Raw genomic sequence first — 25083 nt, 5'->3', positions numbered from 1 at the left:
TCTCAGGCCGCCGCGCGGGCGCGCTTGGCGGAGACGAAGGCGACGATGCGGGCGAGGGAGTCGAGGTTCTCCGGCACGATTTCGGCGTCGCTCACCTCGATCCCATAGCGCCGCTCCAGGAACAGGACGAGCTCGAGCACGCCGGTGGAATCGATGACGCCGCTCTCGATGAACGACGCGGTCGCGTCGAGCGGCGTCTCCTCGCCGAACAGGAATGTGTCGATGATGAAAGCGCGTATCTCGTCGGAAATCATGTCGACCATGGGGTGTCTCGTTCAGTTTAGGCCGCGCGGACGATCTTCTTCCCTTCGCCAACGAAAGCCGAATGCCAGAGCTGAGTGGAGACAATGCCGACGAATGCGGCATTGTCGCGGAAACCTGCCAAGCCGTCCCTCGTCCATTTCCCGACGAGGCGGTCGACCATGCCAGGGTCGAAAAGGCCACTGTCGGCGAGGGCCGACGGCGCCAGCGCCCGCCCGACGAGCGCCCGCCCGACGGGGCCGGCGAAAGCTGCGCTTTCCGGCGCGCGATAAGGCTGCTTGGGGCGGGCCGCGATCTCGGCCGGAAGGCGGCCCCGCGCCAGATGTCGCAAAATGTATTTTTCTTTCAATCCTTTGAGTTTTGTCTCCGGCGACAGCCGGGCCGCGAAGTCGATGATGCGGGGATCGAGGAAAGGGTATCGTCCCTCGACGCCATGCGCCATGGCCATCCGGTCGCCTTGCGCCGACAGAATGTAGCCGGGGAGCAGGAAGCGTGTTTCGAGATATTGCGCCTGATGGAGAGGACGCCAGCGCGAGAAGCGCGCCGGCAGACGAGCCGCCATCTCCTCCGCCGCGTCATAGGCGCCGAGCCGGGCCCGCAGATCAGCGGAATAGAAGCGCCGCGCGCCGGCGGTGGAGCGCAGGCGCGGCCGATGCGAGAACAATGGATCGTCGAGCGCCGCGTCGCCGGCGCAGAAGAAGGCGGCGAGCGAGGCCGCCGACTGGGCCCGCAGGCCGGGCAGATAGGGGTAGAGCCGCCGGAACAGCTCGGGCCGCAGCCGGGACGTCGGCTGACGGGCGACGAAGCGGCGCAGCTTCGCCTCCTTGAAAATGTCATAGCCGGCGAAAATCTCGTCGGCGCCTTCTCCGGTCAGCACCGCCTTGACGCCGGCGCGCGCGGCGCATTCCGAGAGAAGGAAGAGCGGCGCCGGCGCTGTGCGCAACATGGGCTGTTCGGCGAAACGGACCGCCTCTGGAAAGGCGGCGGCGATATCCTCCTCGCGGCAGGTCATCACATGATGCCGGCTATGGAGCATCGCCGCCATCTGCGTCTGGAAGGCGCTCTCGTCATGCTCGACGCTGTCGAAGGCCACCGAAAAGGTTTCGAGCCGGTCTCCGGCCATGGGCGCGGCGAAGGCGCTGGCGAGCGACGAATCCAGCCCGCCGGAGAGATAGGCGCCGACCGGCGCGTCGGCGCGCAATCGGAGCCTGACGGCGTCCGCAAAGAGCGCCTCCAGCTCCTCGGCGGCGGCTTTGTCGTTTGACGCCGGCGCCTCGGCGGCGTCGGGGAAGTCGAGCGACCACCAGGCGCGCGTGGACAGGCCGCCTTCGTCGATGATGGCGAGATGTCCAGGCTCCAGCTCGCGAACGCCCGCGAAGGCGGTGTTCGGCGCGATCGGCGCCCAGAGGGTGAATATCTGGTCGAGCGCGACGGGGTCCAATTCCGCTCCGACGCCCGGCGCCGCTAAAAGCGCCTTCACCTCGGACGCGAAATACCAGGCGGCGCCGGAGCGGACGTAGTAGAGCGGACGCACGCCGACGCGGTCTCGGGCCAACAGCATTCTTCGGCGCCGTTCGTCCCAGAGGGCGAATGCAAAATCTCCGTTGAGGAGGGGAAGGCAATCCTCGCCCATCTCATCATAGAGATGCAGGATCACTTCCGTGTCGCTGTCCGTGCGGAACCGCCGCCCTCGCGCTTCCAGCGATCGCCGCAGTTCCAGGTGATTGAAAACTTCGCCGTTGTAAGCGAGCGCGAGCCTCCCCGCGCTGTCCCGCATCGGCTGAGCGCCGCCCGCGCCCCCGACGACCGAGAGCCGAGCGTGACCGAGGCCGGCGCCGTCGGTCACGAAAACGCCTCGACCGTCCGGGCCGCGATGGCGGACGGCTCGCGTCATCCGGGCGAGGAGCGCGTGAGCGTTCTCGACCTGCCCGAGAAATCCAGCAAATCCACACATAACGAAGCTATATCGCCAGCAGAATCATTGATAGATCGTTACTTCTTTCGAGCCAAATCGGCCCATTCGCCGCGATGCTTGCAGCGCAGAAGCTCCGTCGCCTTTCGCCGCGCCGGACGACGCCGTCGACCCGTGCGCGGTGAAGCCGCCGCCTCCTCCTGCATTTTTCGCTCGGCGGCGGCCTCGTTCTCCTTCGACCAGGAGAGGACGCCGATCGAGGTGGAGCAGACGCAAACCAGCTGAACTATGGGGGATTAGTTGGGGGATCAAAAAAAATCGCTATTCGCCCAAGCATTTGATATCTAAAGGCTGAATCTGCGAAAATGGTGCCCAGGGGCGGAATCGAACCACCGACACTGCGATTTTCAGTCGCATGCTCTACCAACTGAGCTACCTGGGCCTGGGCGCCAAGCAGCGCCGAGAGCGGGCTTATAGAAACTGCCGTGGGGCTTGTCCAGACCCCGCAGCGCTTTTGTCGAAACGAATTTCATCGACCGAGCTCGACCTTCGCCTCGGGGCCGCGCGGCGTCGCGACGCGGCGCGGCCGAGCCCCGTCGGCGGCGATCTCGCGCGTCGGAAGTCGATATCGACCACGCCGCGGATAACCGGCATGGTTGACGGGAGGCGAGCTCAGTGGCTCTCTTCCGGCGGGCCTGGAATGGGCGATATTTCTATGCCCTCCTCGAGCAGCGCCTTGGCTTCCTCGAAGCTCGCGCGGCCGCGAATGGCGCGCGCCTCCGCCTCGCCATCGTGAATGCGCCGCGCCTCGTCGGGGAAGCGGGAGCCGACGTCTTCTGTCGACGCCGCGATCTTCTCGCGCAATTCCCGGATCATCGCGCGCAAGGCCGCTTGGCTTTCGTCGAGCAGGGCGGGGGGCCGGCGCGGCTCCTCCGTCCAACGCGCCACATGCGGCGCCATGATCGCCTTGGAGACTTCGGTCGAATGGCAGTAGGGGCAGCTCACGGCCCTTTGCGCCGCCTGTCGGTCGTAGGTTTCGCTGTCGCGGAACCAGCTCTCGAATTCATGGCCTCTCGAGCAGATCAGCCGATAGAGGATCACGGGGTCGGCTCGCCCGCGCGCAGCAGCGGGTCGAGCTCGCCTGCGCCGTCGAGCGCGTAGAGATCGTCGCAGCCGCCGATCGGACGGCCGTCGATGAAGATCTGCGGCACGGTGGTCCGCCCTTCCGCGAGCGCGCTCATCTCGGCGCGCTTTTGCGGATCGCCGTCGACGGCGATCTCCTCATAGGCGACGCCCTTGAGATCGAGCAGCTGCTTGGCGGCGCGGCAATAGGGACAGGTTCTCGTGGTGTAGATGACGATCTGCGGCATGACGATTTCGCGACTCCCTGGCGCGCATATAAGCGGTTCCCGCGTTTTGTTTCAACGCGGGCGCGCTTCAGCTCTGGACGACGACGCGGGCGTAGACGAGCACGTCGACGCGCGCGGCCCGCGCCCGCAGCAAGACGCGGGCCGCCGCATTCACTGTCGCGCCCGAGGTCAGAACATCGTCGACGAGCACGATGTTGCGGCCTTCGATCAGAGGCTTCTTCTCCTCGCGCAGGCGGAAGGCGCCCTGCATATTGGCGGCGCGCTGGCCGCGCGTCAGCCCGACCTGGGGCGGCGTCGGCTTCACCCGCTCCAGCGCCCGCGCCTCCACGGGCACGGCGCTCTCCCGCGAGATCACATGGGCGAGCGCGGCGGATTGGTTGAAGCGCCGCGCGATGAGCCGCGTCCGGTGCAGCGGGATGGGGACGAGGAGATCGGCGTCGCAGAGGAGCTCGGCGCCGGCGCGCGCCATCCAGCGGCCGAGCGGATCGGCGAGCTCCGAGCGGTCGTAATATTTCAGCCTATGGGCGAGACTTCGGGCGCGGTCGCTGTCATAGCGCGCGACGGCGCGCGCGCGCGAGAAGGCCGGCGGATCGGCGGCGGCCTCGAGCGAGATCATGCCGGGGCTGAATTCGCGATCGAAAGGCGTGCCCAGCCGCTCGCAATAGGGCCGCTCGATGAAGCCCATCTCGCCCCAGCAGCGCGGACAGACCGCGCCATGGCTCGCCACCGCTCTGCGGCAGACGAGGCAGATCGGCGGATAGACGACGTCGAGAAGCCGCGCGCCGAAGCCTCCGAGCAGGCCGGCGGCGCGTTCGATCAGACCTCGCTTTGAACGCCGAGCGTCGGGGTTCTCGCCGGCGCGCGCGACAGTCGAGTTCGGCATGAATGCTCCGCCTCACGCCTCGTGGGCGGCGTCGTCCACGAGCAGGCCGGTCGGCAGTCCGTCGATGCTCTCGAGGTTCTTCTCGCGGCGATAGGCGTCGAGCCCGGCCTCGCCCTTGGCGACGGCCCAGCGGTCGAGCGCCTCGCGCTCGCCGGCATAATCGTAGAGCGGCACGGTGAAGCCGCAGGAGCTCTGCGCCGATTCGACGTCGAGCAATATCATCTGCCGCGCGCCCGGCGGCTCCGCTCCGCCGAAAGCCTCATCCAGCAGGCGCCGATAGGCTTCGCCGCCGCGCGCGAGGGCCCGTCCGCGCCCATAGAGGCGCAGGATCAGCGGCGCCCCCTCGAGCGCGCAGAACATGAAGGTGAGGCGCCCGTCGGCGCGCAAATGCGCGGCCGTTTCATTGCCGCTGCCGGTGCGGTCGATATAGACGGCCGTGCGCTCGTCGACGATGCGCAGCGCATCGGCGCTCTTGGGCGAGAGATTGACGCGCGCGCCCGGCGCGGCGGAAGCGACAAAGAAAAGCTTCTGCTTCGCGATGAAGTCGCGATGCTGCGGCTCGATCGAAGCGAAGAATTTGCTCATGGCTCGTGCGCGTTCCTCGCTGGGCGATCCCGGCGCCGACTCTGGTCGCGGCGCCGCCTCAGCCTAGCAGGCCGGCGTTTTTGGGGGCAAGCGGATTGTCGGCGAGCGCGGCGGCGTCCGGCGTGTCCGGCGCCGGAATTCCGGCGACGGCGGCGTAGAGCTTCTCGACGAAGGAGGGGTCGAGGTCATTGACGATGAAGACGAGGCGCGTGCGGCGGTCGGCGTCCGGCCAGGCGGCGAGGCGGTGCGGCGGGTGGAAGACATGCTGCACGCCATGCACGGCGACGGGCCGCTCGCGATCATCGGTGAGGCCGACGATTCCTTTCACGCGCAAGAGATTAGGGCCATGCGCCTGGCGCAGGATCTCGATGAACATGTCGAAGGCCTGGGGCGTCAGCGGCGCGTCGCTGGCGACACAGAAGGCGCGGATATGGGCATCGTGACGATTGACGTCCGGAGCGGCGTGGCCGTGATCGTGATGATGTGACTCATGGGCGGCGGCGACCGCCTCGTCATTGAGCCATTCGGCGACCTGCGGAATCTTGCCGGAGGCGTCATAGAGCCCGCAGTCGAGCAGAGCAGTGGGGCTCGCCTCTCCGGCGAGGAGCCGGCGCGCCGCCGGATTGAGCCGCGCGAGCCGCCGGTCGAGCTCCTCGAATCGCGCGGCGCCCTCCGGAAGGTCGGTCTTGGCGATCACCAGACGATCGGCGATGGCGGCCTGCTTCGCCGCCTCCTCATGCGCGTCCAGCGTCGCCGCGCCATTGACCGCATCGACGAGCGTGACGACGCCGTCGAGCCGATAGCGCAACGTCAGATAAGGATGCGACATGATGGTGTGGAGAATGGGCGCCGGATCGGCGAGCCCGGTCGTCTCCAGCATGAGGCGGCGGAAGGGGCGGATGCGGCCATTGTCCAGCTTGCGCAACGCGTCCTCGAGCGCGGCCACGAGATCGCCGCGGATCGAGCAGCAGATGCAGCCGGAGCTCATGACGATCATGTCGCCTTCGACATTCTCGACGAGCAGATGATCTATGCCGACCTCGCCGAATTCATTGATGAGCACGAGCGTGTCGGCGAGCTCGGGCGCGGCGAGCAGGCGGTTGAGCAGCGTCGTCTTGCCGGCGCCCAGAAAGCCGGTGAGGATCGTCAGAGGAATGGGCGGGGGCGGACGACGCGGCTCGGAACGCTCGGAAAATGTCACTGCTCTATGTCCTGGCGCTTCGGCTCATGGTCGCCGATCGCCCGTTTCTCGCTTTTTGAAGCGGCGTTCTTGGCGGCGGCGTTCTTTGTGGCGACATTCTTGCCCTGCGCGGGCTTGACGGCTTTCGGCGTCGTGGCTCCCGGCGTCGTCTTGGCGGCCTGCTGCGCCTTCTTTTCTTTCGCCGGCTTCTCCTTGGCCTTGGCCGGCGTCTCCTTGGCCAGCGCGGGCGCGGCATGCGCCGTCTGCGGGCGCTTGCGGCCATGGCGCATCGAGAGCGCGTCCGGCGCGGGGCGGCCGATGGGCGAGGCGGCCGCCGCCGCCGGCTCTTGCGCATAGGCGGTGACGGTCGAGGGCGAGCCGACCGGGGAGCCGGGATCGCGCACGCCGGCGACGGGGCCCACATAGCCGGGAAGGCGGCCGAGGAAGACCGGCGTCGGCTCGAAGCGCGGGCGGGGCAGGGCGGCGATCGTCTTGACGTTCACCTGATCGGTCGAGCCGTTCTCGCGCGGAATGGCGACGGTCATGTCCTCGACCTCCGCCATATATTCGGCGTTGGCCTTGCCGCGGTGGCGGCAGACGCTGTCGCGCATGTCGGGCGCCTGGGCGACGCCGAAGGTCGGCAGCGACGTGACGGCGCCGGAGGGCGAGCCGGTCATGAAGGCGCGGTCGAGCAGCGAAGCGGCCTTGGCCGTGCGGGCGGCGGCCGTCGGCGCGCCGAGCACGACGGCGATGAGCTTCTGCCCGCCATGGGTGGCGCTCGCCACGAGATTGTAGCCGGCGGGGCAGGTGAAGCCGGTCTTCATGCCGTCCGCGCCCGGATAGCGGCCGAGCAGGCCATTGTGGGTCGGATGGACCTGACGGCCGAGCTGCATCGCGCCGATGTTGAAGAAGCCGGCGGATTCGGGAAACTCGGTCAGCAGGGCGCGGCCGAGAATGGCGAGATCGCGCGCCGAGGTCACTTGCCGCTCGTCCGGCAGGCCGTTGGGATTGGCCCAATAGGATTCGCGCATGCCGAGCTTGGCCGAGGCGCGGTTCATCTCCTCGGCGAAAGCCTCCACCGAGCCCGAGACGCCCTCGGCGATAGTGACGGCTATGTCATTGGCGGATTTGACCATCAGCATGACGAGCGCATTGCGCAGCGTCACCTCCGAGCCGACCGGAAAGCCCATTTTCGACGGCGCCATGGACAGCGCGCGGGGCGAGACGATCATCGGCGTGTCATATTGGATGCGGCCGGCCCGGACCGCGTCCAGCGCCACATAGACGGTCATCAGCTTGGTCAGCGAAGCGGGATACCAGGATTGCGTCGCCTGCTCTTGCGCCAGCACCTGCCCGCTGGCGACGTCGATGACGACGGAAGGCGCCGCCGCGGCCGCGGACGCCGTGAGGAAAGCGGTGGCGGCGACGATCGATCTCCTCGGGCTCAGTTTCACGCGTCTGTTCATCCGATCGACCTCGAGCTCGGCCAGTATAGCCGCGCTTCGATTTGAGACATAGTCTCGCTCCAAGGACGGCCCGAATATGGGTCGAATGTGGCGTAAACGCGCTCGGCGCCGTTTCGGGACACGGAATGCGGAAGTTATGGACAACGGTTAGTACGCGGCGGCATCAAAATTCGTTCCACCGCTCTCGAAGGCCCGCGCCGGCCTAGAAACGCGTCTAGCCATGGGCGACGAAGCCGGCCGCCGCCTCGACCGCCGCCTCGACCGCCGCCTCGACCGCCGCCTGGGCTTCGCCGGGCGCGATCCAGCGGAAGGAGGGCAGCTGGTGGCGGGCGAAGGTGAGCTGCCGCTTCGCGTAATGGCGTGTGTCGAGCTTTCCGCGCGTCGCCGCCTCTTCGAGCGACAGCTCGCCGCGCAGGAAGCGCAAGAGATGCGGCGCGCCATGCGCGCGCATCGCCGGCAGAGCGGGATCGAGCACGCGCGCGCCGAGCGCCTCCACCTCCTCCAGCGCGCCCTTGCGGAGCATGTCGTCGAAGCGCGCGTCTATGCGCGCATAGAGCTCTTCGCGCGGCGGCGCGAGGAAGAAGGCGCGGCATTCGGATTCCGCGAGCAGCGAGGCCATGCGCGCGCCCTGGAAAGAGGCGAGCGGCTTTCCCGTCGCCTCGAAGACTTCCAGCGCGCGCAAGATTCGTTGCGGATCGCTCGGCCTCAGCTTGGCGGCCGTTTCGGGATCGCGCTCGGCGAGACGCGCGTGCAGATCGGCGGGCGCGCGCCCTCGAGCCTCGGCGCGGATTTTCTCGCGGATGGGGGCGGGGACTTGCGGAATGTCCGAGAGGCCGTAGAGCGCCGCCTTGAAATACATGCCCGTGCCGCCGGCGACGATCGGCGTCACGCCCGCCTCGTCGAGCGTCTCGAGCAGGCGACGAAAATCCTGGAGCCAGAGGCCGACGGAATAATTCACGCAAGCGTCGACATGGCCGAACAGCTCATGGCGGACGCTGCGCTCCTCTTCCGGGGTCGGGCGCGCGGTCAAGACGCGCAGGTCGCGATAGACCTGCATCGAATCGGCGTTGACCACGGCGCCGCCGATCCGCCGCGCCACGGCGAGCGCCAGAGCGGACTTGCCGCTCGCCGTCGGTCCTGCGATGAGAATGGCGCGTCTCGTCATCGGCCCTTCGCAACGACAAATCGAGCGAAATGTCAAAAGCTGCTGTCGAATATGTCGCGACCTTCGTCGCCGGTGCGGACGCTCCGCCGCTGAGCGAAGCGGCTGTTCGGGCCTGGAGCCCTGCGGCGGCCTTCGATTGGCTGGAGGGAGGCGTCGCCGCCGATGCGGTTTTCGCCGGCCGGCCCGAAGCGCTGCCGGAGCTGCGTTTCGCCTTGCAAATGGCGGCGAGCGAGGCCGGCGCCGATGTGATCGTCCAGCCGAAGGCGGGCCGGCGAAAGCGGCTCCTCGTCGCCGACATGGATTCGACGATGATCGGCCAGGAATGCGTCGACGAGCTCGCGGAATTCGCCGGCATTCGCGAGCGCATCGCCAAGATCACCGAAAGGGCGATGCGCGGCGAGCTCGAATTCGAGCCGGCGCTGCGCGAGCGCGTCGCTCTGCTCGCCGGCCTGCCGGTCTCGATCGTCGAGACGATATTGGCCGAGCGCGTGACCTTCACGCCGGGGGCGGCGACCCTGGTCGCGACCATGCGCGCCAATGGCGCCTATGCGGCGCTCGTCTCCGGCGGCTTCACCCTCTTCGCCGACGAGATCGCGGCCGCTCTCGGCTTCGACGAGGCGCGGGCCAATCGCCTGGAGACGCGCGAGGGGCGGATCACGGGAATCGTCCTGCCGCCGATCTCGGGCGCGGCGGCCAAGCGCGAGGCGCTCGAGGAATTGCGGCTGCGGCTCGCGCTGCCCGTCGAGGCCACGCTCGCCGTCGGCGACGGGGCCAATGATCTCGACATGCTCGCGGCGGCAGGGCTCGGCGTCGCCTTTCACGCCAAGCCGAAAGTGGCCGCCGCCGCGGCCGCCCGCGTCGATCGCGCCGATCTTTCCGCTTTGCTCTTCGCGCAGGGCTATCGACGCGCGGATTTCGTGCAGGGCTGACGCCTTTAGAGCGTTTCCAGCCGAAGTGGACGCCGGTTCGGCGTTGGAAACGCGTCAAAAACAAAAGCCTCTCTAGGCGCGGCTCTCCTGCGGGGCCGCGGCGATGGTGAAACGAAAGCGCGTGCGCGACGCTTCGGAGGCGAGCCAGGCGGCGACGCCCGCGCCGATGAAATGCGCCAGCAGCAGCACGAGATTCACCACAAGCACGAAAACGTCGAGCGCGCGAACGATCTTGCCGGGGTCGGTGATGGCGATGCCGGGCGGCTGCGACACCGTCTTGGCGACGAGCAGCGACACGCTGAGCGACAGGCCGACGAAGGACAAGATCACGCCGACGAGGCCGATCAGCAATCCGAGCGAGAGAAACCAGAAGGCCGTGACCTTGTGGACGTCGAGATAATCCGCCCGCGCCACGGAACGCGACGCGCGCGTGTAGAAAAAGGCGAGCGCCGTCGCCGCGCAGAGCAGGAGAAAAGCGAAAAGGCTCCAATAGATCGGTTCGCCATAGCCCGATTGGCCGGGACTGAAGGCGCGGCCGGCGGTCGAGAATTGCAGCAGCACGCCGCTCGCCAGCGCAATGGCGAGCTGCGGCCAGAATTGCAGCCAGCCGAACAGGCGCAACTGCGCGGCGAGACCCTGCGTCGGCGAGGGCTCGACCAGAGCCGGCGCGAGCTTCGCCGATTGGGCCGGCGGGACTGGCCGGAAGCGCGAGAAGCCGCCGAGCGCCAGATAGAGCGCGATCGACGCCGCGAAGACGAGAGCCAGCAGCCGATGGGCGGCGAGCAGCGCCTCCGAGGCGCTCGCCGAGGAAAGGCCGAGCGCGCCGAGCGCCGCGGCGCCGGCCGGCCCGAGACTGTCCGCGAGACGCGGGTCCGCCGCCGTCGAGGCAGGCAGGGGAAAACCGAAGACGTCGAGCGCCGCGCCGCTCCAATAGGCCCAGAGCGCGCCGGTCGCGACCAAGAGAAGCGGCGAGATATGAATCAGCAATTCGAAGAGGGCGGCGGCCGCGCTATGTCCCTTGGACCAGCGCGCCGGCAGGGGCGGCGGCGGCGCGACGAGCCGCAGCATGATCTGCGCGAGCAGCAAGGCGCCGGCGACGGCGCCGAGGGACACATGCAGCGCGAAGGGGAGGCTGCGCAGCGGCCGCTCGGAATAGGCGGCGAGCCATCCGAGCGCCAGGACCAGGACGCCGAGGACGAGAAGCAAGAGGAAATTGGCGCGGGCGACAGTCGGGCGCATGGAATCTCTATCCGGCAATCGAAAACGCCCGCGTCGATCGGCGACGCGGGCGATCTTTTTCGCCAGATAGGGCGCTCTCGCCGAGGCGAAAGCCTGGGCCGGCCCGGCTCCCGGAGGAACCGGGCCGTTCTCGCGTCAGTCGAGCGTCAGCGCGACGAAATGCGTGTCGCCTTGCGAATTGGCGACGATCAGCAGCGCCGATTTCTTGCCGCCGTCCTTGAGCGCCTTCACTTTTTTCACCGCATCGGCGGGATCGGCGATCGGCTCCTGATTGATCTCCAGCAGAATCTCGCCCGGCTGCAGGCGCTTCTCCGCCGCGTCGGAGCGCGGATCGACGCCGGTGATGATGACGCCGGTCTTCACATTCTCCTTGATCTGGAAGCGATTGCGCAGCTCGTCCGAGAGCGAGGAGAGCTCGAGGCCGAGCGCCTTTTGCGCGGCGGTCTTCTCGATGTTCTCGCTCTTGGGCGATTCGTGCGAGGCGAGCTTCTCGCCATCCTCGAGGCGTCCGAGCTTGATCGACTTCGTCTGCTCCTTGCCGTTGCGGACGATGATGACCTCCACATCCTTGCCGACCGGCGTCGCGGCGACGAGCTTGGGCAGATCGCGCGATTCCTTGATCGCCTTGCCGTCGAATTTGACGATGACGTCGCCGGCCTTCAGGCCCGCCGTCTTGGAGGGGCCCTTGTCGTCGACGCCGGCGACGAGCGCGCCGCGCGTGGCGCCGAGGCCGAGATTTTCGGCGATGCCGTCATCGACATTCTGAATGCGCACGCCGAGCCAGCCGCGCCGCGTCTCGCCGAATTTCTGCAGCTGCTCGATGACCGGCTGCACCGTATTGGCGGGCGTCGCGAAGCCGATGCCGACCGAGCCGCCGGAGGGCGAGAGAATCGCGGTGTTGATGCCGATCACCTCGCCGTCGAGATTGAACAGCGGGCCACCCGAATTGCCCTTGTTTATCGAGGCGTCGGTCTGGATGTAATTGTCATAGGGGCCGCTGTCGATATTGCGGTTGCGGGCCGAGACGATGCCGGCCGTCACCGAGCCGCCGAGGCCGAAAGGATTGCCGACGGCGAGCACCCAATCGCCGACGCGGGCCTTGTCGCTGTCGCCTAATTTCACCGCCTTCAGCGGCTTCTCGGGCTTGACCTTGAGCACCGCGACATCGACCTTCTGGTCCTTGCCCAGCACCTCGGCCTTGAGCTTCTGCCCATCCGCGAAGATCACCGTCACCTCGTTGGCGTCGGCGATCACGTGATTATTGGTGATGACGATGCCGGAGGCGTCGATGACGAAGCCGGAGCCGAGCGAGGCCGATTTGCGCTGGCGCGGCAGCTCAGGCGCGCCCTGGCCCTGCTGCTGGCGACGACGCAGGAACTCTTCGAACAATTCGTCGAAAGGCGTCGAGGGCTGGCCGCCCGGGGCGGCGTCCTTGGAGGAACGCTTCTGGTCGACGGTCTGAGTCGCGGAGATGTTGACGACCGCGTCTTGCACCGATGCGGCGAGCTCGGCGAGCGAATCGGGCCCCTTGGCGCGCGCCGGCGTCGCCGCCAGCGGGCCCGCGACCAGCACGCCGACGAGCCCTGCGGCGAGGGCGCGCCTCAGCGCCGTGAAAAGCGAAACGGACGCGGCAGATGTCATACTCTTGCTCTCCTGAGACCGGGCGGCGCCTCGAGCTGCGGCGAAAGCGCGATTTGCGTTTCTTGGCGATCGACGATGCTGCGAAGACTGTCGGACGACTCCGCTCGCACTCTGCCAGCAAAGCGGCGAGAGTTGGGCGTTCGCGTAAATCCTACCTTCTGTACCTTATTTCTATCGCGACCGCGACTCTATTTCTTTTGCAACGGCTGCGGCGCCGGCTCCTCGGCGTTCTTGCCAGCGGAGGGCGTCCCGAAAAATTTGAAGAAGTCCGAGCGCGGGCCGACGAGGAAGCGCGTGTCGCCGGCCTTGAAGGCGGTCTCATAGGCCTGCATCGAGCGGTAGAAGGCGAAGAAATCGGCGTCCTTGCCGAAGGCCTCGGCGAAAATTCGGTTGCGCTCGGCGTCGCCTTCGCCCTTGACCTGATCGGCCCGGCGCTGCGCCTCGGCCTTCAGCACGATCACGTCGCGATCGGCCTTGGCGGTGATCTTCTGCGCCTGCTCGGCGCCTTGCGCGCGATATTCGGCCGCCTCGCGCGCGCGCTCGGTCTGCATTCGGCCGTAGACTTTCTCGGAAATCTGCTGCGGCAGGTCCACGCGGCGGATGCGCGCGTCGACGACGTCGACGCCGAATTTGCGCGCCTCGAGATTGGCCTGCTGGCGGATCTTCACCATGAGCGAGGCGCGCTCGTCGCGCACGATCTGCTGCTGATTCGCCTCGCTCAGCACGCGGCGCACGGCCGAGTTCAGCACCGAGGCGAGCTGATTGTTGGCCCCCGCTATGCCGCCGACGGACTGGTAGAAGCGCAGCGCATCGACGATGCGGTAGCGGATGAAGCTGTCGACCTCGAGCCGCTGATTGTCGGAGGCGAGCACCTCGAGATTGGGGCTCTCGACGTCGAGTATGCGATTGTCGAGGAAGATCACATTCTCGATGAAGGGGAATTTGTAATGCAGGCCGGGCTCGGTGATGAGCCCGCGGCCCGCGACAGGCTCGCCGAAACGCAGCACCAGCGCCTGCTCCGTCTGGCTGACTGTGAACAGGGCGCCGCCCGCCGCGACCAGCGCCACGAGAGCGAGAAGAACGGCGAAGAGACCGAGAGAGCTCCTCACTTGCGGCCTCCTTGCGTAGACGAAAAGCCGGGCAGGGGAAGATAGGGAACGACGGAGCCGCCGCCCGAGACGTTCGGCGCCTCGTCGACGATGACCTTCTCCGCGCCGCCGAGCACGCGCTCCATCGTCTCGAGATAGAGCCGCTGGCGCGTCACCGACGGCGCCCTCTTATATTGCTCGTAGATCTGGTCGAAGCGGGCCGCCTGGCCTTGCGCCTCGGCGACGACCTGCTCGCGATAGGCCTCCGCCTCCTGAATGATTCGCGCAGAAGCGCCGCGCGCCTCCGGCACGACGCTGTTGGCCTTGGCTTCCGCCTCGTTGACGAGGCGCTGCAGGTCCTGCTGCGCGGCGGTCACGTCGCGGAAGGCTCCGATCACCGAGGCGGGCGGATCGACCGAGAGCAGCAGCACCTGCAGCACCAGAACGCCGCTATGATAGTCGTCCAGCACCTTCTGCATGAGCTGCTGGCTGGCCGGCTCGATGAGCTTGCGATCGGCGGTCAGAATCTTCTGAATTTGCGATTGGCCGACGATCTCGCGCATGGCGCTCTCGGCGACCGCCTTCACCGTCGCCGGCGGATTGGCGACATTGAAGGCGTAATCCTCCGGATGGGCGGGATCGATCTGCCAGAAGACGCGGAATTTGACGTCGGCGATGTTCTCGTCGCCGGTGAGCATGAGGCTCTCTTCCGGCGCCTCCGGCGTGAGCGGGCCGCGGCGCGATGCGGCCGGCTGCTCGCGAAAGCCGATGTCGACGGCGTTGCGGTCGGTGACCGCGAGCTTGACCACCGTCCCGATCGGCGACGGCAGATTGTAATTGAGGCCGGCCTGGGTCTTGCCCCGGTATTTTCCGAAGATCAGATTGAGCCCGACCTCATTGGGGCCGACCGTGTAGAAGCCGCTGGCGAGCCAGGCGAGCAGGGTCAGCAGGGCGAGAATGGCGATTCCGCGCCCGCCGAGGCCCGACGGCAGAATCTGCCGCAGCCCCTCCTGTCCGCGGCGCAGCAGCTCTTCGAGATCCGGCGGAACTCCGCCGCCGCCGGACGGGCCGCCGCCCCAGGGACTCTGGCCCCAGGGGCCGTTGTCGTTCGGCTTGCGAGGGCCGCCGCCTTGACTGCTCCAGGGCATGTCGTCTCTTCTGAGAGGTTTTGCGCGCCGAAGGGCGCAACGCCGCTGTTTTATAGGCTTTGCGGGCCCTCAGGGCAATGAGCCGTCGCCGCTGGCCCCACGAAAAAACACGGGAGCGAGGCGCCGGACGAAAAGATCGACTCGGGCTGACGAGACGGCCCGAATCCCCGCTCCCGCCGGAGGAGAAGCCGCCGGTCCCCGGATAGAACACCGGCCCGCCATGTCCTTGCTCGCGCGGATTCGTGTCCTTGCTCGCGCGCCGAGACCTCCGGCGCGGGCCGCCGCCGAATCGTTCGCCTGTGGCGCTCGTGAAGGGGCGGAACTGGCGGAGACGGAGCCCGCCATTCCGCCGTTTTTGCTGTCTTTGTTGCACGTAAGTGATTGATATTTACGAAATGGTCGCTATGGCCGTTGCCGACGTTATGGCAACGGGGCGGCGAAATGGCGCAGAGGTTGCTTTCCGAAACCAGGATTCGAACCCTCACCAAGCCCGGAATTTATTCGGACGGCGACGGGCTTTTTCTGAGGGTCCGCAAGGGTGGCTCCCGTCAATGGTTCTTCATTTTCCGCCGCGGGAACGATCGCCGGGAACTCGGCCTCGGAGGCTATGGACAGGGGACGGCGCCCGTCTCGCTGGCGCTGGCGCGGGAGAAGGCGCAGGCGATTCGGGAGAAGCTGGCCCGCGGCCTCGACCCGACCGCCGATCGGAAGCCGGCGCGCGTCATCACCTTCAAGCACTGCATGGACGAATTGCTCGCGGCGAAGTCGTTGGAATGGAAAAACGACAAGCATCGCGCGCAATGGGAAATGACCCTACGCGAATATGCGAAGCCGCTGCATGACCTCCCCGTCGCCGATATCGCCCTCGGCGACGTGAAGAGCTGTCTTTCGCCGCATTGGGCGGAGCGGCCCGAGACGGCCGACAGGCTGCGGGCTCGGATTCAGGCTGTCATAGACTATGCCATCGCTCACCAATGGCGCACGGCCGGCAATCCGGCGATCTGGCGCGGCTTGCTAGACAAGGTGATGCCGGCGCGCCGGAAGCTCGAGCGCGGACACCACGCGGCGCTCGCCTACGCCTCGGTTCCGGCGATGATGGTCGCGCTGCGTCAGGCGAGCGGCGTCTCGGCGCGCTGCGTCGAGTTCCTGGTCCTGACGGCCGCGCGCGCTGGCGAGGCGCGCGGCGCGACCTTCTCCGAAATCGACACAGAGGCCCGGACGTGGACGGTTCCGGCCGAGCGCATGAAATCGGCGCGCCCGCATGTCGTGCCGCTCAGTGACCGCGCGCTGGCGATCGTCGAGGCCATGCGCCAGCAGGCGACGGGCGAGCTGATCTTCGGCGGCGGCGTCGAGGGTCGGCCGATCTCGGACACGGCGATGACGAAGGCCCTGCGGCTTGCTTCGCCCGACAAGGCGGCGACGCTGCACGGAATGCGCTCCGCATTTCGCGATTGGTGTGGCGATCGGACAGACGCGGCCCGAGAAGTCGCCGAGGCCGCGTTGGCGCATGCTGTTGGCGACAAGGCCGAGCAAGCCTATCGCCGCGAGACGGCCGTGGCGAAGCGGCGCAAGTTGATGGAGGCCTGGGCGTCCCATTGCTCCACCGTTCAGCCCGCGAACGTCATCGCAATCGCGAGGGCGAGCTAATGAGCGACGGCGGCGACGACGATCTGCTGCTCAAGCGGTTCGACATGAACGATCCGACGACGTGGGAATTGGACGAGCCATCGGCTTGGGCGCTTTCGTTCCTGCGTCTGGCCAAGGGCGAGCCGGCCGAGTTCGTGAAACGCCTTCGCGCTGGCGTCGCTCCTCCAGAATTCATCTTGCGGATGCTTGCCGATCTGATCGATATCGACGGCCCAGGTCATGAAGGCGCTCGGCTCGTATTCAAATCAGAAAAGATGAAGAGACAGCGCGACGCTGAGCAACGATATGCTGAATATTTTCATGAAACGATACGGCTCGTCTCGAATGGAGAGCGAGTCGAAGACGCATGGGAAACCGTCGCGAAAAAATATCTAATCTCGGTCGGCCCCGTGAGGGACGCATGGGCGATGTTTGAACGCTTCGATGACCCCATACTTCGAAACTTCTTCAAGGCGAGAGGACTGTCCTAACCCGTTCATGGCTCGGTCGGGTTAGGAGACGCGCGCGATAATATGCGCATAATGGGCAACCGTTCCAATTGAAAGGAGCGGTTATGTCCACCAATGACTTGCCCACTTTAATCAGCCTGAATGAGGCGGCTCGCATGACGAGCCTGTCCCGCACCGCGGTCAATCGCTATAGGGCCGAGGGCCGTTTCCCTCAGTCGGTTTCTGTCGGCTTCAAACGAATCGCCTTCGTCCGCTCCGAAGTTGTCGCCTGGATCGCCGCGCGCATCGCGGAGCGCCCCGCGCAGTCCTCCAAGAAGGAGGCCGCCCGATGATCTCCGATTTGCAACGGATGCGCCGCATCCTCGGCTTGGCAATCGAACTGCTCATCGTCGCGACGGAAATCATCGACGGCGATTCCGACCTCGAAGACGACGATGCGACGCCGGCGGCGACTGACGCGGATTCCGCGTCGCCGGAAGAATCTAGCGACGGTCGCTAAACCGCTCCGGACCAACGGCTGAAGGAAAAAACCAGCGCTTGCTTTCTGTCGGAGAAGGGGAGCAGAAATGACGAAGCCCGGGCCGCTTGCAGGCAGCCCGGGCCTCTGTCGAAGCAACCCCACAACGGTCGCTGCGAATATGCGCTTTATAGCTTTCCTCTCCTTCGATTTCAACAGCGCCGCCGCTGAGCGCGCCCGTCCGCCATGACGGTGACGACGCTCGCCGCATTCGAAGGCCATATATTGCCGACGGCGCTGCGAACGCTCCCCAGTTCTCCCGAGAGCCCGATCCTCCACATGAGGCGAGAAGGCGGTCAGCGATGGCCGCGCGGCGGGGCAGGGGAAAGTTATCCGATGAACTCGCCATCGGACACACAGGACCCCGGCATAGCCGGGACGGCGAACCGACGTTGCTGGATTAGCGCTGTTCGCCCGCCGCCAAGATCGCGAAGCTGCGACCATGGGTTGACCGCTTGACCCCGGCCCGCTCTCCCAAAGGGAGCAATCGCAAATCCAGTTTGCTCTCTCGTCTCTCGACTCACCGAGTTGCCGGCCGAAGTGCGCACTTCGTCCGCAACGGGCGAAGTGTGTCCCCCGCCCCCCGATCTTCCGGTTGCCTGCCGGTAGAGAGAACTGTGGATAACATCGAAGCATGAAGGTTCGCGAGCAACAGACTCGGGAATTTACAGAGCGCGCGGCGGATTGAACGCAGCGTCACGCAAACCGATCGAGAGAGGGATCGCCATGTCGAAGGGAAAAAAGCCGAAGCGCGTCGATTTCGCCGCTGCCCACAACCGCAGCCGGAAGGCGCGCGCGGCGGGGAACTCGCTATCGAACGTCGTCGAACGCATGATGGCCCGCGAAGCTCTGCGCTCCCCGCTGTTGAGGACGACAGAGCCGAAAGCTGAAAGCTGAACGCGACCCCTGTAGCGGCTGGCGCAAAAACGTATCAGCGGGCTCGGCAGGCGATTTCCGCGTGAGCGCGCCGCTTGTCCCGCAGCGCGTAACGGCGTGACGTCACGGAGCGTAACGGAGCGTAACGGCGTGACGTCACGCTTCGTCACGCTGCGGACGGACTGCGGACGCCACTGCGGACGCGACCGCACCAGCCGACCGCCGATTAGCGACAATCGCTGAAACCGCGGATGAAACCGCAAATGCAACCGCGGATGCATCCAAGAATGCAACCGCCTGAAACCGCCCGTGAAACCATGAAACCGCGGATGAAACCGCGGATGAAACCGCCGGGCAATGTCGTCTCAGGCGACACCAGACGACATCGCAGACGACACGCCAGACGACACAGACGACATCCGAGACGACATCGCGCCGCGGATGACTGCGGACGGACTGCGCCCGCGTCCGCACTCACTGCGCCCGCGTCCGCAGTTGCGTCCGCAGTAATCCGCGCGATTTAGCGCTCATCGCTAAACCCCTGCCAGAACGTGCGTGAGCGTTGTTCACGCGCTCTTGAAAGGTGTTCATGAACGTGATTCATGGTCGGGTCGCGCGACGGTCCCAATGCCGGCGAATCAGTTTGGGGGCGCTGACCGGCCAAGGGGTTTTTCTTTCTCTCTCCCGATCTGGAAAAAATTCTGGGGATGTCGATGAGCGCGGAGCGAGCGATTGCCTTCCTCGAGGGGCTGAAAATTCCGGAAGGACCGCACGCTGGAAAGCCGCTGCGGCTGGCCGGATTTCAGCGGCGCTTCGTCGCCGGCGCGCTCGACCCGGCGAATACGGTCGCTTGCCTCGCGATCGCCCGAGGGAACGCGAAGACGGCCCTTTCCGCTGGGCTGGCGCTCGGGGCCGTGATGGGCGAGTGGGATCGCCAGCCCCGCCGCGAAATCGTCTTCGCCGCGCGCAACCGCGATCAGGCTAAAATCGCCTTCAATTTTGTCTGTGGCTATGTCTCCGGGCTCCCGAAGGCGCGGCGCGATCAATTCCAGATTCGGCGCGGCTCGCGGCTCGAGGTGGAATTCGACGGCAATGGCGGCGGCCTGGCGCGCTGCGTCGCGGCTGACGGCCGCTCGATCCTCGGCGGCGCGCCCGTCCTGGCGATCCTGGACGAGCGCGCGGCGTGGGAGAAGGACAAGGGCGACGAACTCGAAAACGGGATTCTCTCCGGCCTCGGCAAGCGCGGCGGCCGCGCGCTGATTATTTCGACCTCGGCGGCCGACGACGCGAACAGCTTTTCGCGATGGCTGGACAATCCACCGTCGGGAACTTTCGTCCAGGAACATCGGCCGGCGCCGGGCCTGCCGGCGGACGATCTGGAAAGCCTCCTCGTCGCCAATCCGGGCGCGCTGGAGGGAATCGGCTCGTCACCCGAATGGTTGCTCGCACAGGCGAGACGCGCCATTGCGCGCGGCGGCTCCGCGCTCTCTTCGTTCCGAAACTTGAATCGAAACGAAAGAGTCGCCGCCGACAATCGCAGCGTCTTGGTGACTGTCGACGAATGGTTGGCCGCCGAAGTCGCGCCCGACACGCTTCCGCCCCGCGAGGGCGAGTGCATTCTTGGTGTCGATCTCGGCGGCTCCCGGTCTATGTCGGCCGCGGCGCTGTTCTGGCCCCGCACGGGACGCCTGGAAGCCGTCGGAACCTTCCCCTGCAATCCTTCACTCTCCGATCGCGGCGCGGCCGATGGCGTTGGCGCGCGCTACTCCGAAATGAAAGAACGCGGCGAGCTGTTCACCATCGGCGAGGCCGTGGTGCCGGCCGGGCCGTGGCTCGCGGCTATCGTGAAGCTCGCCGGCGACGCGACGATCTCGTGCATCGTCGGGGATCGTTTCCGACATGCTGAATTCCTCGAGGCGATGCAGAAGGCGGGGCTCCGCGCGCCGTTCATCGCGCGCGGCATGGGATTCCGGGACGGCTCCGAAGATATCGAGCGATTCCGCGCCGCGCTATTCGAACGCAGGATCAAGGTGGCGCCGTCGCTGTTGCTGCGGAGCGCCTTCGCCGATTGCATCACGCTCATTGATCCGACCGGCAACAACAAGGTCACGAAGAGCCGCTCGTGCGGACGCATCGACGCCGCGTGCGCCGCGATCCTGGCAGTCGCCGAAGGAATGCGCCGCTCCGCGCGCCCGGTGAAACAGGGGAGGCCCGCGCTGTGGGTGTAGCAGGGCGCTCCATATATTCGAGCAAAAGGTGGGAGCGCGCGCGATTTCTCGCGAAGCGTCGCGACAAATTCGCGTGCGTGCAATGCGGCTCGCGCAACAAGCTCGAGGTGCATCACCTCCGACCCGTGCGCGCGGCGCCGGAACTCGCCTTCGATCTCCGCAATCTGAAAACATTGTGTCGCGACTGCCACGAAGTCGAGACCAACAGAGAATTGGGCCGCGTGCCCGACGCCGCGCAAACCGCGTGGAAATCCGCTGTCGCTGAATTGGCGCGGCCTCATAGGAAGGAAAAGTGATGCTCGAATCAGTGAAAATCTCTCGCCGGCAGAGTGAAATCCGGCAGGCGCTCGCCGGCCTCGTCGGCAAGGAGTCGCCGACCGAAGACGAGACGCGCCAGATGGCCGCGCGCGACGCGGAATATCGCGTCAATGAGCAGCGCTTCCGCGCCGCGCTGATCGCCGAAGACACGGAACGCCGCGAGGCCCGCGACGATCTCGAAACCCGCGGCGACCGCGAATATTCCGACCTCGTCTCCCGATTCGAAATGCTTCAGGTCGCGCGTTTCCTCGACGAAGGCCGCGCGCTCTCCGGCCCGACGAATGAAATCGTCACGGAGCTGCGCAATCGCGGCGGCTATCGCGGCGTTCCGGTGCCGTGGGGCGCGCTGGAAATTCGCGCCGGTGAGACGGTCGCGAGCGGCACGCCGAATCCGATGCGAACCGCTCCGATCATCGATCGGCTGTTCGCTCAGTCCGTCGCCGCCCGCATGGGCGCGAGCATGATCTCCATCGACTCGAGCGAGGTAGAATATCCCGTCACGACGTCCAGCGTCGCCGCTGCATGGGCGGCGAGCGAGACGGGCGCCGTCGGCGGCCCGACGGCCTACGCGACAACCGACAAGCCGCTGAAACCGAACAACACGCTCGGCGTGCAGATGAAGATCACGCGCAAGGCCATGAAGCAAACTGGCGACGCGCTGGAACAGGCCGTGCGCCGCGACATGAACGGCGCCATCGGCGAGGCGCTCGACAAGGCGGTGTTTCTCGGCGCCGGCGCGAGCGGCGAGCCGACGGGCGTGCTGGTCGGCTCTTATGGCATCACGTCGACTTCGATCGCCGCTGCGGCTTCGTGGGCTGCGTTCCGCGGCGCGGTGAAGCGCTTCCTCATCGCCAATGCGGCGAGCTCGCCGGCGGACGCGCGGCTGCTGATCCGGCCGGAAGTTTGGGACGCCATGGACGGCACGCTGATTACGAACACCGCCGTGTCTGAAATGGACCGGCTGCTGAAGTCGATTCCGGCGAGCAATGTCGTCATGTCCAGCAACGCGCTCGCTGCGCCGACCGGCGCGCCCCTCGCATCGACGGCGTTGCTCACGACGAACATCGGCGGCGTCCCGCCGATCTATGTCGGCGCGTGGGGTGCAATAGATCTCATAAGAGACCCTTATTCCGACGCAGCGTCTGGCGGCCTTCGTCTGACTGCGCTCGCCACTCTGGACTGCACCGTGAGTCGCCCTGCTCAGCTTTGCCACTTGGCGCAATGGACGCTGCAGCCCGTTGCCGAGCTCGTCGCGGAGGAGGCGAGCGCCAAGCTCGGCGGCAAGGTGACGATCGACCTTACGCGGCCGTTGCAGGCCTATGATGCCGGTGGCCGGGCGCGCGCGCTGGCGACGCTTGTCCAGGCGGCTGCGCAGGCGAAGGAGGCCGGAATAGACATAGGCCCCTTCGCCTCGATCGTGGATTGGGCGGAATGACGCCGGCGGCGGCGCGCGCCGCGCTCGACCGAATGCTGAGTAAGGCGGGGCAGAGCGCCACGCTCGTGAGGCTGTGGGGAACGTCTCGCACGCCCGTCTCTGTCGCGCTGCGCGTGCATATCGTCGTCGACTACAGGCCCGAGCAGATCATCGACGGCTCTGGCCTGCAAATCGGCTTTTCGAAGGCGATCATCTCGACGACGGAGATCAACGCCGCGAGCTGGCCCGGCGTTGCACTGGCTGGCGACAGTGCTCCGCCCGGCGATCCGCGCGTGCCGCGCAAGGGTGACGAGCTCCGGCTCGCGAGCGGCGCGAGGCGCGTCGTCGTCGCAGCGTGGGAGGCTCCGCGCATCCAAGGCGATCTCATTCGCATCGAAATGACCGTGAAATGAGGGGGCGCGCACATGCTCATGAAGACGCCCTCCGCACTGTTGCGGCTGCGATCCGAGACGCGTGTGCGGGTCACGCTCGCCCCCGTCCGCCCGGCGCCGGCGAAGAAGCTCCCCCGCCATCGGCGCGAAGCGATCGTCGACTTGGTGGCCGCCCTGATGCGCTGGGCCGAGCCGACCGCCTTTGCGATTGAAGGGCCGGCGCGGGCGGCGATCCGGGCGCGCCTGTGCGAAGCGGGCTGGAAATGGGGGCGGGCCGACGCAGCGGCGGACGATGCCGTCCAGGCGGCGCTCGCCCGCGTCGGGGCCGAGCGGCCGACATGGAAGCAAGGGCAGCCAGAATGGACGCAAGAGGCCGTCCTGCCGATTGAGCGCGAGCATTGCGTTCGCTGCCGAAAGCCAATTCCCGAGGGATCGTCAAAATTCTGCGGCTCCATCTGCCGCATGGCGGCGAAGGTCGACCGAAACCGCCGGCAGGACAAGGATGAACGCTATGCTAAAGAAAAAATCTACCGAGCTGCCTGGGCTGAAAAGCAGCATCCGCGCGCCTGCAAGATTTGTGGAACAGAATTCAAGCCGAAGCATGTCCGCGAATGGTGTTGCTCGCGGGCCTGTGGCGCAGACGCTCGACGACTTGCAAGACGCGGTGTGCGCGTGGTGTGCGAAGGGCTTTGAACAGAAGCGTTCATATCAAATCTATTGCTGCAAGGCGTGTTGCGTATCTGCCCAATACGATGAGCATCATGGCTGGCGGATGCGCGCTGTCGCCGCGCTGAAGTGCGTGGACTGCGGCTCCCCCATCATCGGCGCGCAGAAGCGGAACAAGGAGCTCTGCGACGCCTGCCGGAGCAAGCATCGGCTCGCGAACCGTAAGGCCAACCGCGAGCGGACGAAGGCGGGGACGAATGGCCGCCGGGGGCGGAACCAGTTCACGGCCTGAGTTATGGCGCCGGCTATGTCGTAACCGAATTTCGCATCTAAACATTTGATTTTATTAAAGTGCTGGCGGAGACGGAGGGATTCGAACCCTCGATAGGGCTTTACAACCCTATAACGGTTTAGCAAACCGCCGCCTTCAGCCTCTCGGCCACGTCTCCGCAACGCGTTCCCGCCGAATCTGTTGTGAGGATCCAGCGTGCGCCAGTTGAGATATGCCAAAGCGGCAAAATATTGGCAAGCGCGCGTGACCCGGCTCGATAATTTTTTGTGGGAGCCTCCGCACTGTTGCGCAATTGACACAGCCTCCCACAAAAACCGTGTCGTCGCGCTGCAATGGCCCCGCCTTTGTTGACGACCCCAGTAATGATCCGTAGCTATTCACCGCAGACAGCGCGCTTCTGTGTGCTGGTTATCGCGGTCGGCGATCGATCGTTCGGGGCCTTCGACGGCTTCGGCGGCGGCGGATCGAAGACCCATCAAATCTAAACTGAGGGCCGTATGATGAAAAAGTCTTTGCTCGCCGCCTCCGCGCTCGCGTTGGCCGTGTCTGCGGGCTCGGCGTTCGCCGCCGACCTGCCTTCGAAGAAGGCGCCCTTGCTGCCGCCGCCGCCTCCGCCGCCGGCGCTGTGGACCGGTTTCTACGTCGGCTTGAACGCCGGCTACACCTGGAGCGACAGCAACGCCGTGACGGTCGGCTCCGGCTCGTTCGCGCCGTTCAATCCGATCGTCGGCATCGCCGGCTCGGGCGTGCTCGCCCCCAACAGCGACGGCTTCATCGGCGGCGGCCAGATCGGCTACAACTATCAGTTCGCCAATAGCTTCGTCGCCGGCCTCGAGGCCGACATCCAGGGCGTCGCGGGCAGCAACAACACCGCGTCTTCGTTCGCCGCTTTCGGTCCGCTGGCTTCGTCGATCAGCGCTTCGAAGTCGATCGACTATCTCGGCACCGTCCGCGGCCGCGTCGGCTATCTGATCACCCCGTCGCTGCTCGTCTACGGCACGGGCGGTCTCGCCTATGGCCAGGCCAATCTGAGCAGCAGCATCTTTCAGACGGTCGGCGGCCTCGTCGGCACCTCGTCGAGCGCCTTCTCCGACACCCGCGTGGGCTGGACGGCCGGCGGCGGCGTCGAGTGGCTGTTCCTGCCGAAGTGGAGCGCCAAGGTCGAATATCTCTATTACGATCTCGGCACCGTCTCGACCTCGAGCGTGATCTCCTTCACGGGCATTCCCGTTCCGGTCGCCGCCACGGCTTCCACGACCCGCTTCAATGGTCATGTGGTCCGCGCTGGCGTGAACTACCACTTCAACCTGTTCTCCCCGGCGGCTCCGGTCGTCGCCAAATACTGATCTGGCCCGCCAGACAGTCGGCTCATGAACAAAAGAGCCCGGCGCATCGCGCCGGGCTTTTTCTTGTTCGT

General features: G+C 66.4%; 27 protein-coding genes and 2 tRNA genes. 14 read left to right on the top strand and 15 right to left on the bottom strand.

What is annotated here, in order from left to right; all coding sequences use genetic code 11:
* Positions 1 to 2 precede the first annotated feature (2 nt).
* Positions 3 to 263, bottom strand: coding sequence for an acyl carrier protein (locus Mspo_RS04410; RefSeq protein ID WP_159727210.1), 261 nt, complete (start codon positions 261 to 263; stop codon positions 3 to 5).
* A gap of 17 nt (positions 264 to 280) precedes the next feature.
* Positions 281 to 2215: an asparagine synthase (glutamine-hydrolyzing) gene (gene asnB, locus Mspo_RS04405; protein WP_159727208.1), complete on the bottom strand. Its 1935-nt coding sequence runs from the start codon at positions 2213 to 2215 to the stop codon at positions 281 to 283.
* Between asnB and Mspo_RS19565 the strand changes: the two genes are divergently transcribed.
* Complete coding sequence (locus Mspo_RS19565; protein ID WP_201281627.1) at positions 2171 to 2458, top strand: hypothetical protein; 288 nt, start codon at positions 2171 to 2173, stop codon at positions 2456 to 2458. The genes asnB and Mspo_RS19565 overlap by 45 nt on opposite strands.
* An 81-nt stretch (positions 2459 to 2539) precedes the next feature.
* Here the strand turns inward: Mspo_RS19565 and Mspo_RS04400 are convergent.
* From Mspo_RS04400 to miaA, 8 genes are all read right to left on the bottom strand, one after another.
* A tRNA-Phe gene (locus tag Mspo_RS04400) sits at positions 2540 to 2615 on the bottom strand.
* Between the two features lie 230 nt (positions 2616 to 2845).
* Positions 2846 to 3274: a DUF1178 family protein gene (locus Mspo_RS04395; RefSeq protein ID WP_159727206.1), complete on the bottom strand. Its 429-nt coding sequence runs from the start codon at positions 3272 to 3274 to the stop codon at positions 2846 to 2848.
* Positions 3271 to 3543 (bottom strand): glutaredoxin 3, encoded by a 273-nt coding sequence (grxC, locus tag Mspo_RS04390; RefSeq protein WP_159727204.1) that lies wholly within the window; start codon positions 3541 to 3543, stop codon positions 3271 to 3273. The genes Mspo_RS04395 and grxC overlap by 4 nt, the downstream gene beginning before the upstream one ends.
* A gap of 67 nt (positions 3544 to 3610) precedes the next feature.
* A complete protein-coding gene (locus Mspo_RS04385; protein ID WP_159727202.1) occupies positions 3611 to 4426 on the bottom strand; it encodes a ComF family protein in 816 nt (271 codons plus the stop codon).
* 12 nt (positions 4427 to 4438) lie between these two features.
* A complete protein-coding gene (locus Mspo_RS04380; protein ID WP_159727200.1) occupies positions 4439 to 5011 on the bottom strand; it encodes a pyridoxamine 5'-phosphate oxidase family protein in 573 nt (190 codons plus the stop codon).
* Between the two features lie 58 nt (positions 5012 to 5069).
* Positions 5070 to 6212: a GTP-binding protein gene (locus tag Mspo_RS04375; protein WP_159727198.1), complete on the bottom strand. Its 1143-nt coding sequence runs from the start codon at positions 6210 to 6212 to the stop codon at positions 5070 to 5072.
* Positions 6209 to 7657, bottom strand: a complete 1449-nt coding sequence (locus Mspo_RS04370) for a D-alanyl-D-alanine carboxypeptidase family protein (RefSeq protein WP_159727196.1) — start codon at positions 7655 to 7657, stop codon at positions 6209 to 6211. The genes Mspo_RS04375 and Mspo_RS04370 overlap by 4 nt, the downstream gene beginning before the upstream one ends.
* A 214-nt stretch (positions 7658 to 7871) precedes the next feature.
* Positions 7872 to 8822 carry a tRNA (adenosine(37)-N6)-dimethylallyltransferase MiaA gene (gene miaA, locus Mspo_RS04365; protein ID WP_159727194.1) on the bottom strand — a complete coding sequence of 317 codons (951 nt, stop codon included), beginning with the start codon at positions 8820 to 8822 and terminating at the stop codon, positions 7872 to 7874.
* A gap of 29 nt (positions 8823 to 8851) precedes the next feature.
* On the opposite strand from miaA, the gene serB reads away from it, so the two are divergent.
* On the top strand, positions 8852 to 9751 hold the full coding sequence (gene serB, locus Mspo_RS04360; RefSeq protein ID WP_159727192.1) for a phosphoserine phosphatase SerB: 900 nt from the start codon (positions 8852 to 8854) through the stop codon (positions 9749 to 9751).
* 72 nt (positions 9752 to 9823) lie between these two features.
* On the opposite strand, the gene Mspo_RS04355 is transcribed toward serB, so the two are convergent.
* The 4 genes from Mspo_RS04355 to hflK form a co-directional block, all read right to left on the bottom strand.
* The gene (locus Mspo_RS04355; protein WP_159727190.1) at positions 9824 to 10990 is read right to left on the bottom strand and encodes a DUF3611 family protein; all 1167 of its coding nucleotides are present in this window, start codon (positions 10988 to 10990) and stop codon (positions 9824 to 9826) included.
* A gap of 135 nt (positions 10991 to 11125) precedes the next feature.
* Positions 11126 to 12631, bottom strand: a complete 1506-nt coding sequence (locus tag Mspo_RS04350) for a Do family serine endopeptidase (protein WP_159727188.1) — start codon at positions 12629 to 12631, stop codon at positions 11126 to 11128.
* A gap of 188 nt (positions 12632 to 12819) precedes the next feature.
* Entirely contained in the window at positions 12820 to 13740 is a 921-nt protein-coding gene (hflC, locus tag Mspo_RS04345; protein ID WP_159727186.1) for a protease modulator HflC, read from the bottom strand.
* Entirely contained in the window at positions 13737 to 14867 is a 1131-nt protein-coding gene (gene hflK / locus Mspo_RS04340; protein WP_159727185.1) for an FtsH protease activity modulator HflK, read from the bottom strand. The genes hflC and hflK overlap by 4 nt, the downstream gene beginning before the upstream one ends.
* 441 nt (positions 14868 to 15308) lie before the next feature.
* Here hflK and Mspo_RS04335 point away from each other — a divergent pair, with 441 nt between their 5' ends.
* From Mspo_RS04335 to Mspo_RS04290, 10 genes are all read left to right on the top strand, one after another.
* Positions 15309 to 16514: a site-specific integrase gene (locus Mspo_RS04335; RefSeq protein ID WP_159727184.1), complete on the top strand. Its 1206-nt coding sequence runs from the start codon at positions 15309 to 15311 to the stop codon at positions 16512 to 16514.
* Positions 16514 to 16984, top strand: coding sequence for a hypothetical protein (locus Mspo_RS04330; RefSeq protein WP_159727183.1), 471 nt, complete (start codon positions 16514 to 16516; stop codon positions 16982 to 16984). Before Mspo_RS04335 ends, Mspo_RS04330 begins: the two co-directional genes overlap by 1 nt.
* An 83-nt stretch (positions 16985 to 17067) precedes the next feature.
* Entirely contained in the window at positions 17068 to 17295 is a 228-nt protein-coding gene (locus Mspo_RS04325) for an AlpA family transcriptional regulator (protein WP_159727182.1), read from the top strand.
* Positions 17292 to 17462, top strand: coding sequence for a hypothetical protein (locus Mspo_RS04320; protein WP_159727181.1), 171 nt, complete (start codon positions 17292 to 17294; stop codon positions 17460 to 17462). The genes Mspo_RS04325 and Mspo_RS04320 overlap by 4 nt, the downstream gene beginning before the upstream one ends.
* Before the next feature lie 744 nt (positions 17463 to 18206).
* A complete protein-coding gene (locus Mspo_RS04315) occupies positions 18207 to 18377 on the top strand; it encodes a hypothetical protein (protein ID WP_159727179.1) in 171 nt (56 codons plus the stop codon).
* Positions 18378 to 19063: 686 nt separating this feature from the next.
* A complete protein-coding gene (locus Mspo_RS04310; RefSeq protein WP_306344937.1) occupies positions 19064 to 20584 on the top strand; it encodes a terminase large subunit in 1521 nt (506 codons plus the stop codon).
* Positions 20479 to 20880, top strand: a complete 402-nt coding sequence (locus Mspo_RS20250; protein WP_368854804.1) for an HNH endonuclease — start codon at positions 20479 to 20481, stop codon at positions 20878 to 20880. The genes Mspo_RS04310 and Mspo_RS20250 overlap by 106 nt, the downstream gene beginning before the upstream one ends.
* The gene (locus Mspo_RS04300; protein ID WP_159727175.1) at positions 20880 to 22337 is read left to right on the top strand and encodes a phage major capsid protein; all 1458 of its coding nucleotides are present in this window, start codon (positions 20880 to 20882) and stop codon (positions 22335 to 22337) included. The genes Mspo_RS20250 and Mspo_RS04300 overlap by 1 nt, the downstream gene beginning before the upstream one ends.
* On the top strand, positions 22334 to 22729 hold the full coding sequence (locus tag Mspo_RS04295; RefSeq protein WP_159727173.1) for a hypothetical protein: 396 nt from the start codon (positions 22334 to 22336) through the stop codon (positions 22727 to 22729). Before Mspo_RS04300 ends, Mspo_RS04295 begins: the two co-directional genes overlap by 4 nt.
* A 12-nt stretch (positions 22730 to 22741) precedes the next feature.
* The gene (locus Mspo_RS04290) at positions 22742 to 23401 is read left to right on the top strand and encodes a hypothetical protein (RefSeq protein WP_159727171.1); all 660 of its coding nucleotides are present in this window, start codon (positions 22742 to 22744) and stop codon (positions 23399 to 23401) included.
* 328 nt (positions 23402 to 23729) lie between these two features.
* Here the strand turns inward: Mspo_RS04290 and Mspo_RS04285 are convergent.
* Positions 23730 to 23823, bottom strand: a tRNA-Ser gene (locus tag Mspo_RS04285).
* Between the two features lie 205 nt (positions 23824 to 24028).
* On the opposite strand from Mspo_RS04285, the gene Mspo_RS20065 reads away from it, so the two are divergent.
* Together Mspo_RS20065 and Mspo_RS04280 are read left to right on the top strand one after the other, a co-directional pair.
* Complete coding sequence (locus tag Mspo_RS20065; RefSeq protein ID WP_256366343.1) at positions 24029 to 24151, top strand: hypothetical protein; 123 nt, start codon at positions 24029 to 24031, stop codon at positions 24149 to 24151.
* Positions 24152 to 24166: 15 nt separating this feature from the next.
* Positions 24167 to 25012 (top strand): outer membrane protein, encoded by an 846-nt coding sequence (locus Mspo_RS04280; RefSeq protein WP_201281621.1) that lies wholly within the window; start codon positions 24167 to 24169, stop codon positions 25010 to 25012.
* Positions 25013 to 25083: the final 71 nt, after the last annotated feature.

The organism is Methylosinus sp. Ce-a6, assembly GCF_009811655.1.
GTDB lineage: Bacteria > Pseudomonadota > Alphaproteobacteria > Rhizobiales > Beijerinckiaceae > Methylosinus.
The sequence above is the reverse complement of the archived record's forward strand: the minus strand, read 5'-3'. Positions and strand labels throughout refer to the sequence as shown.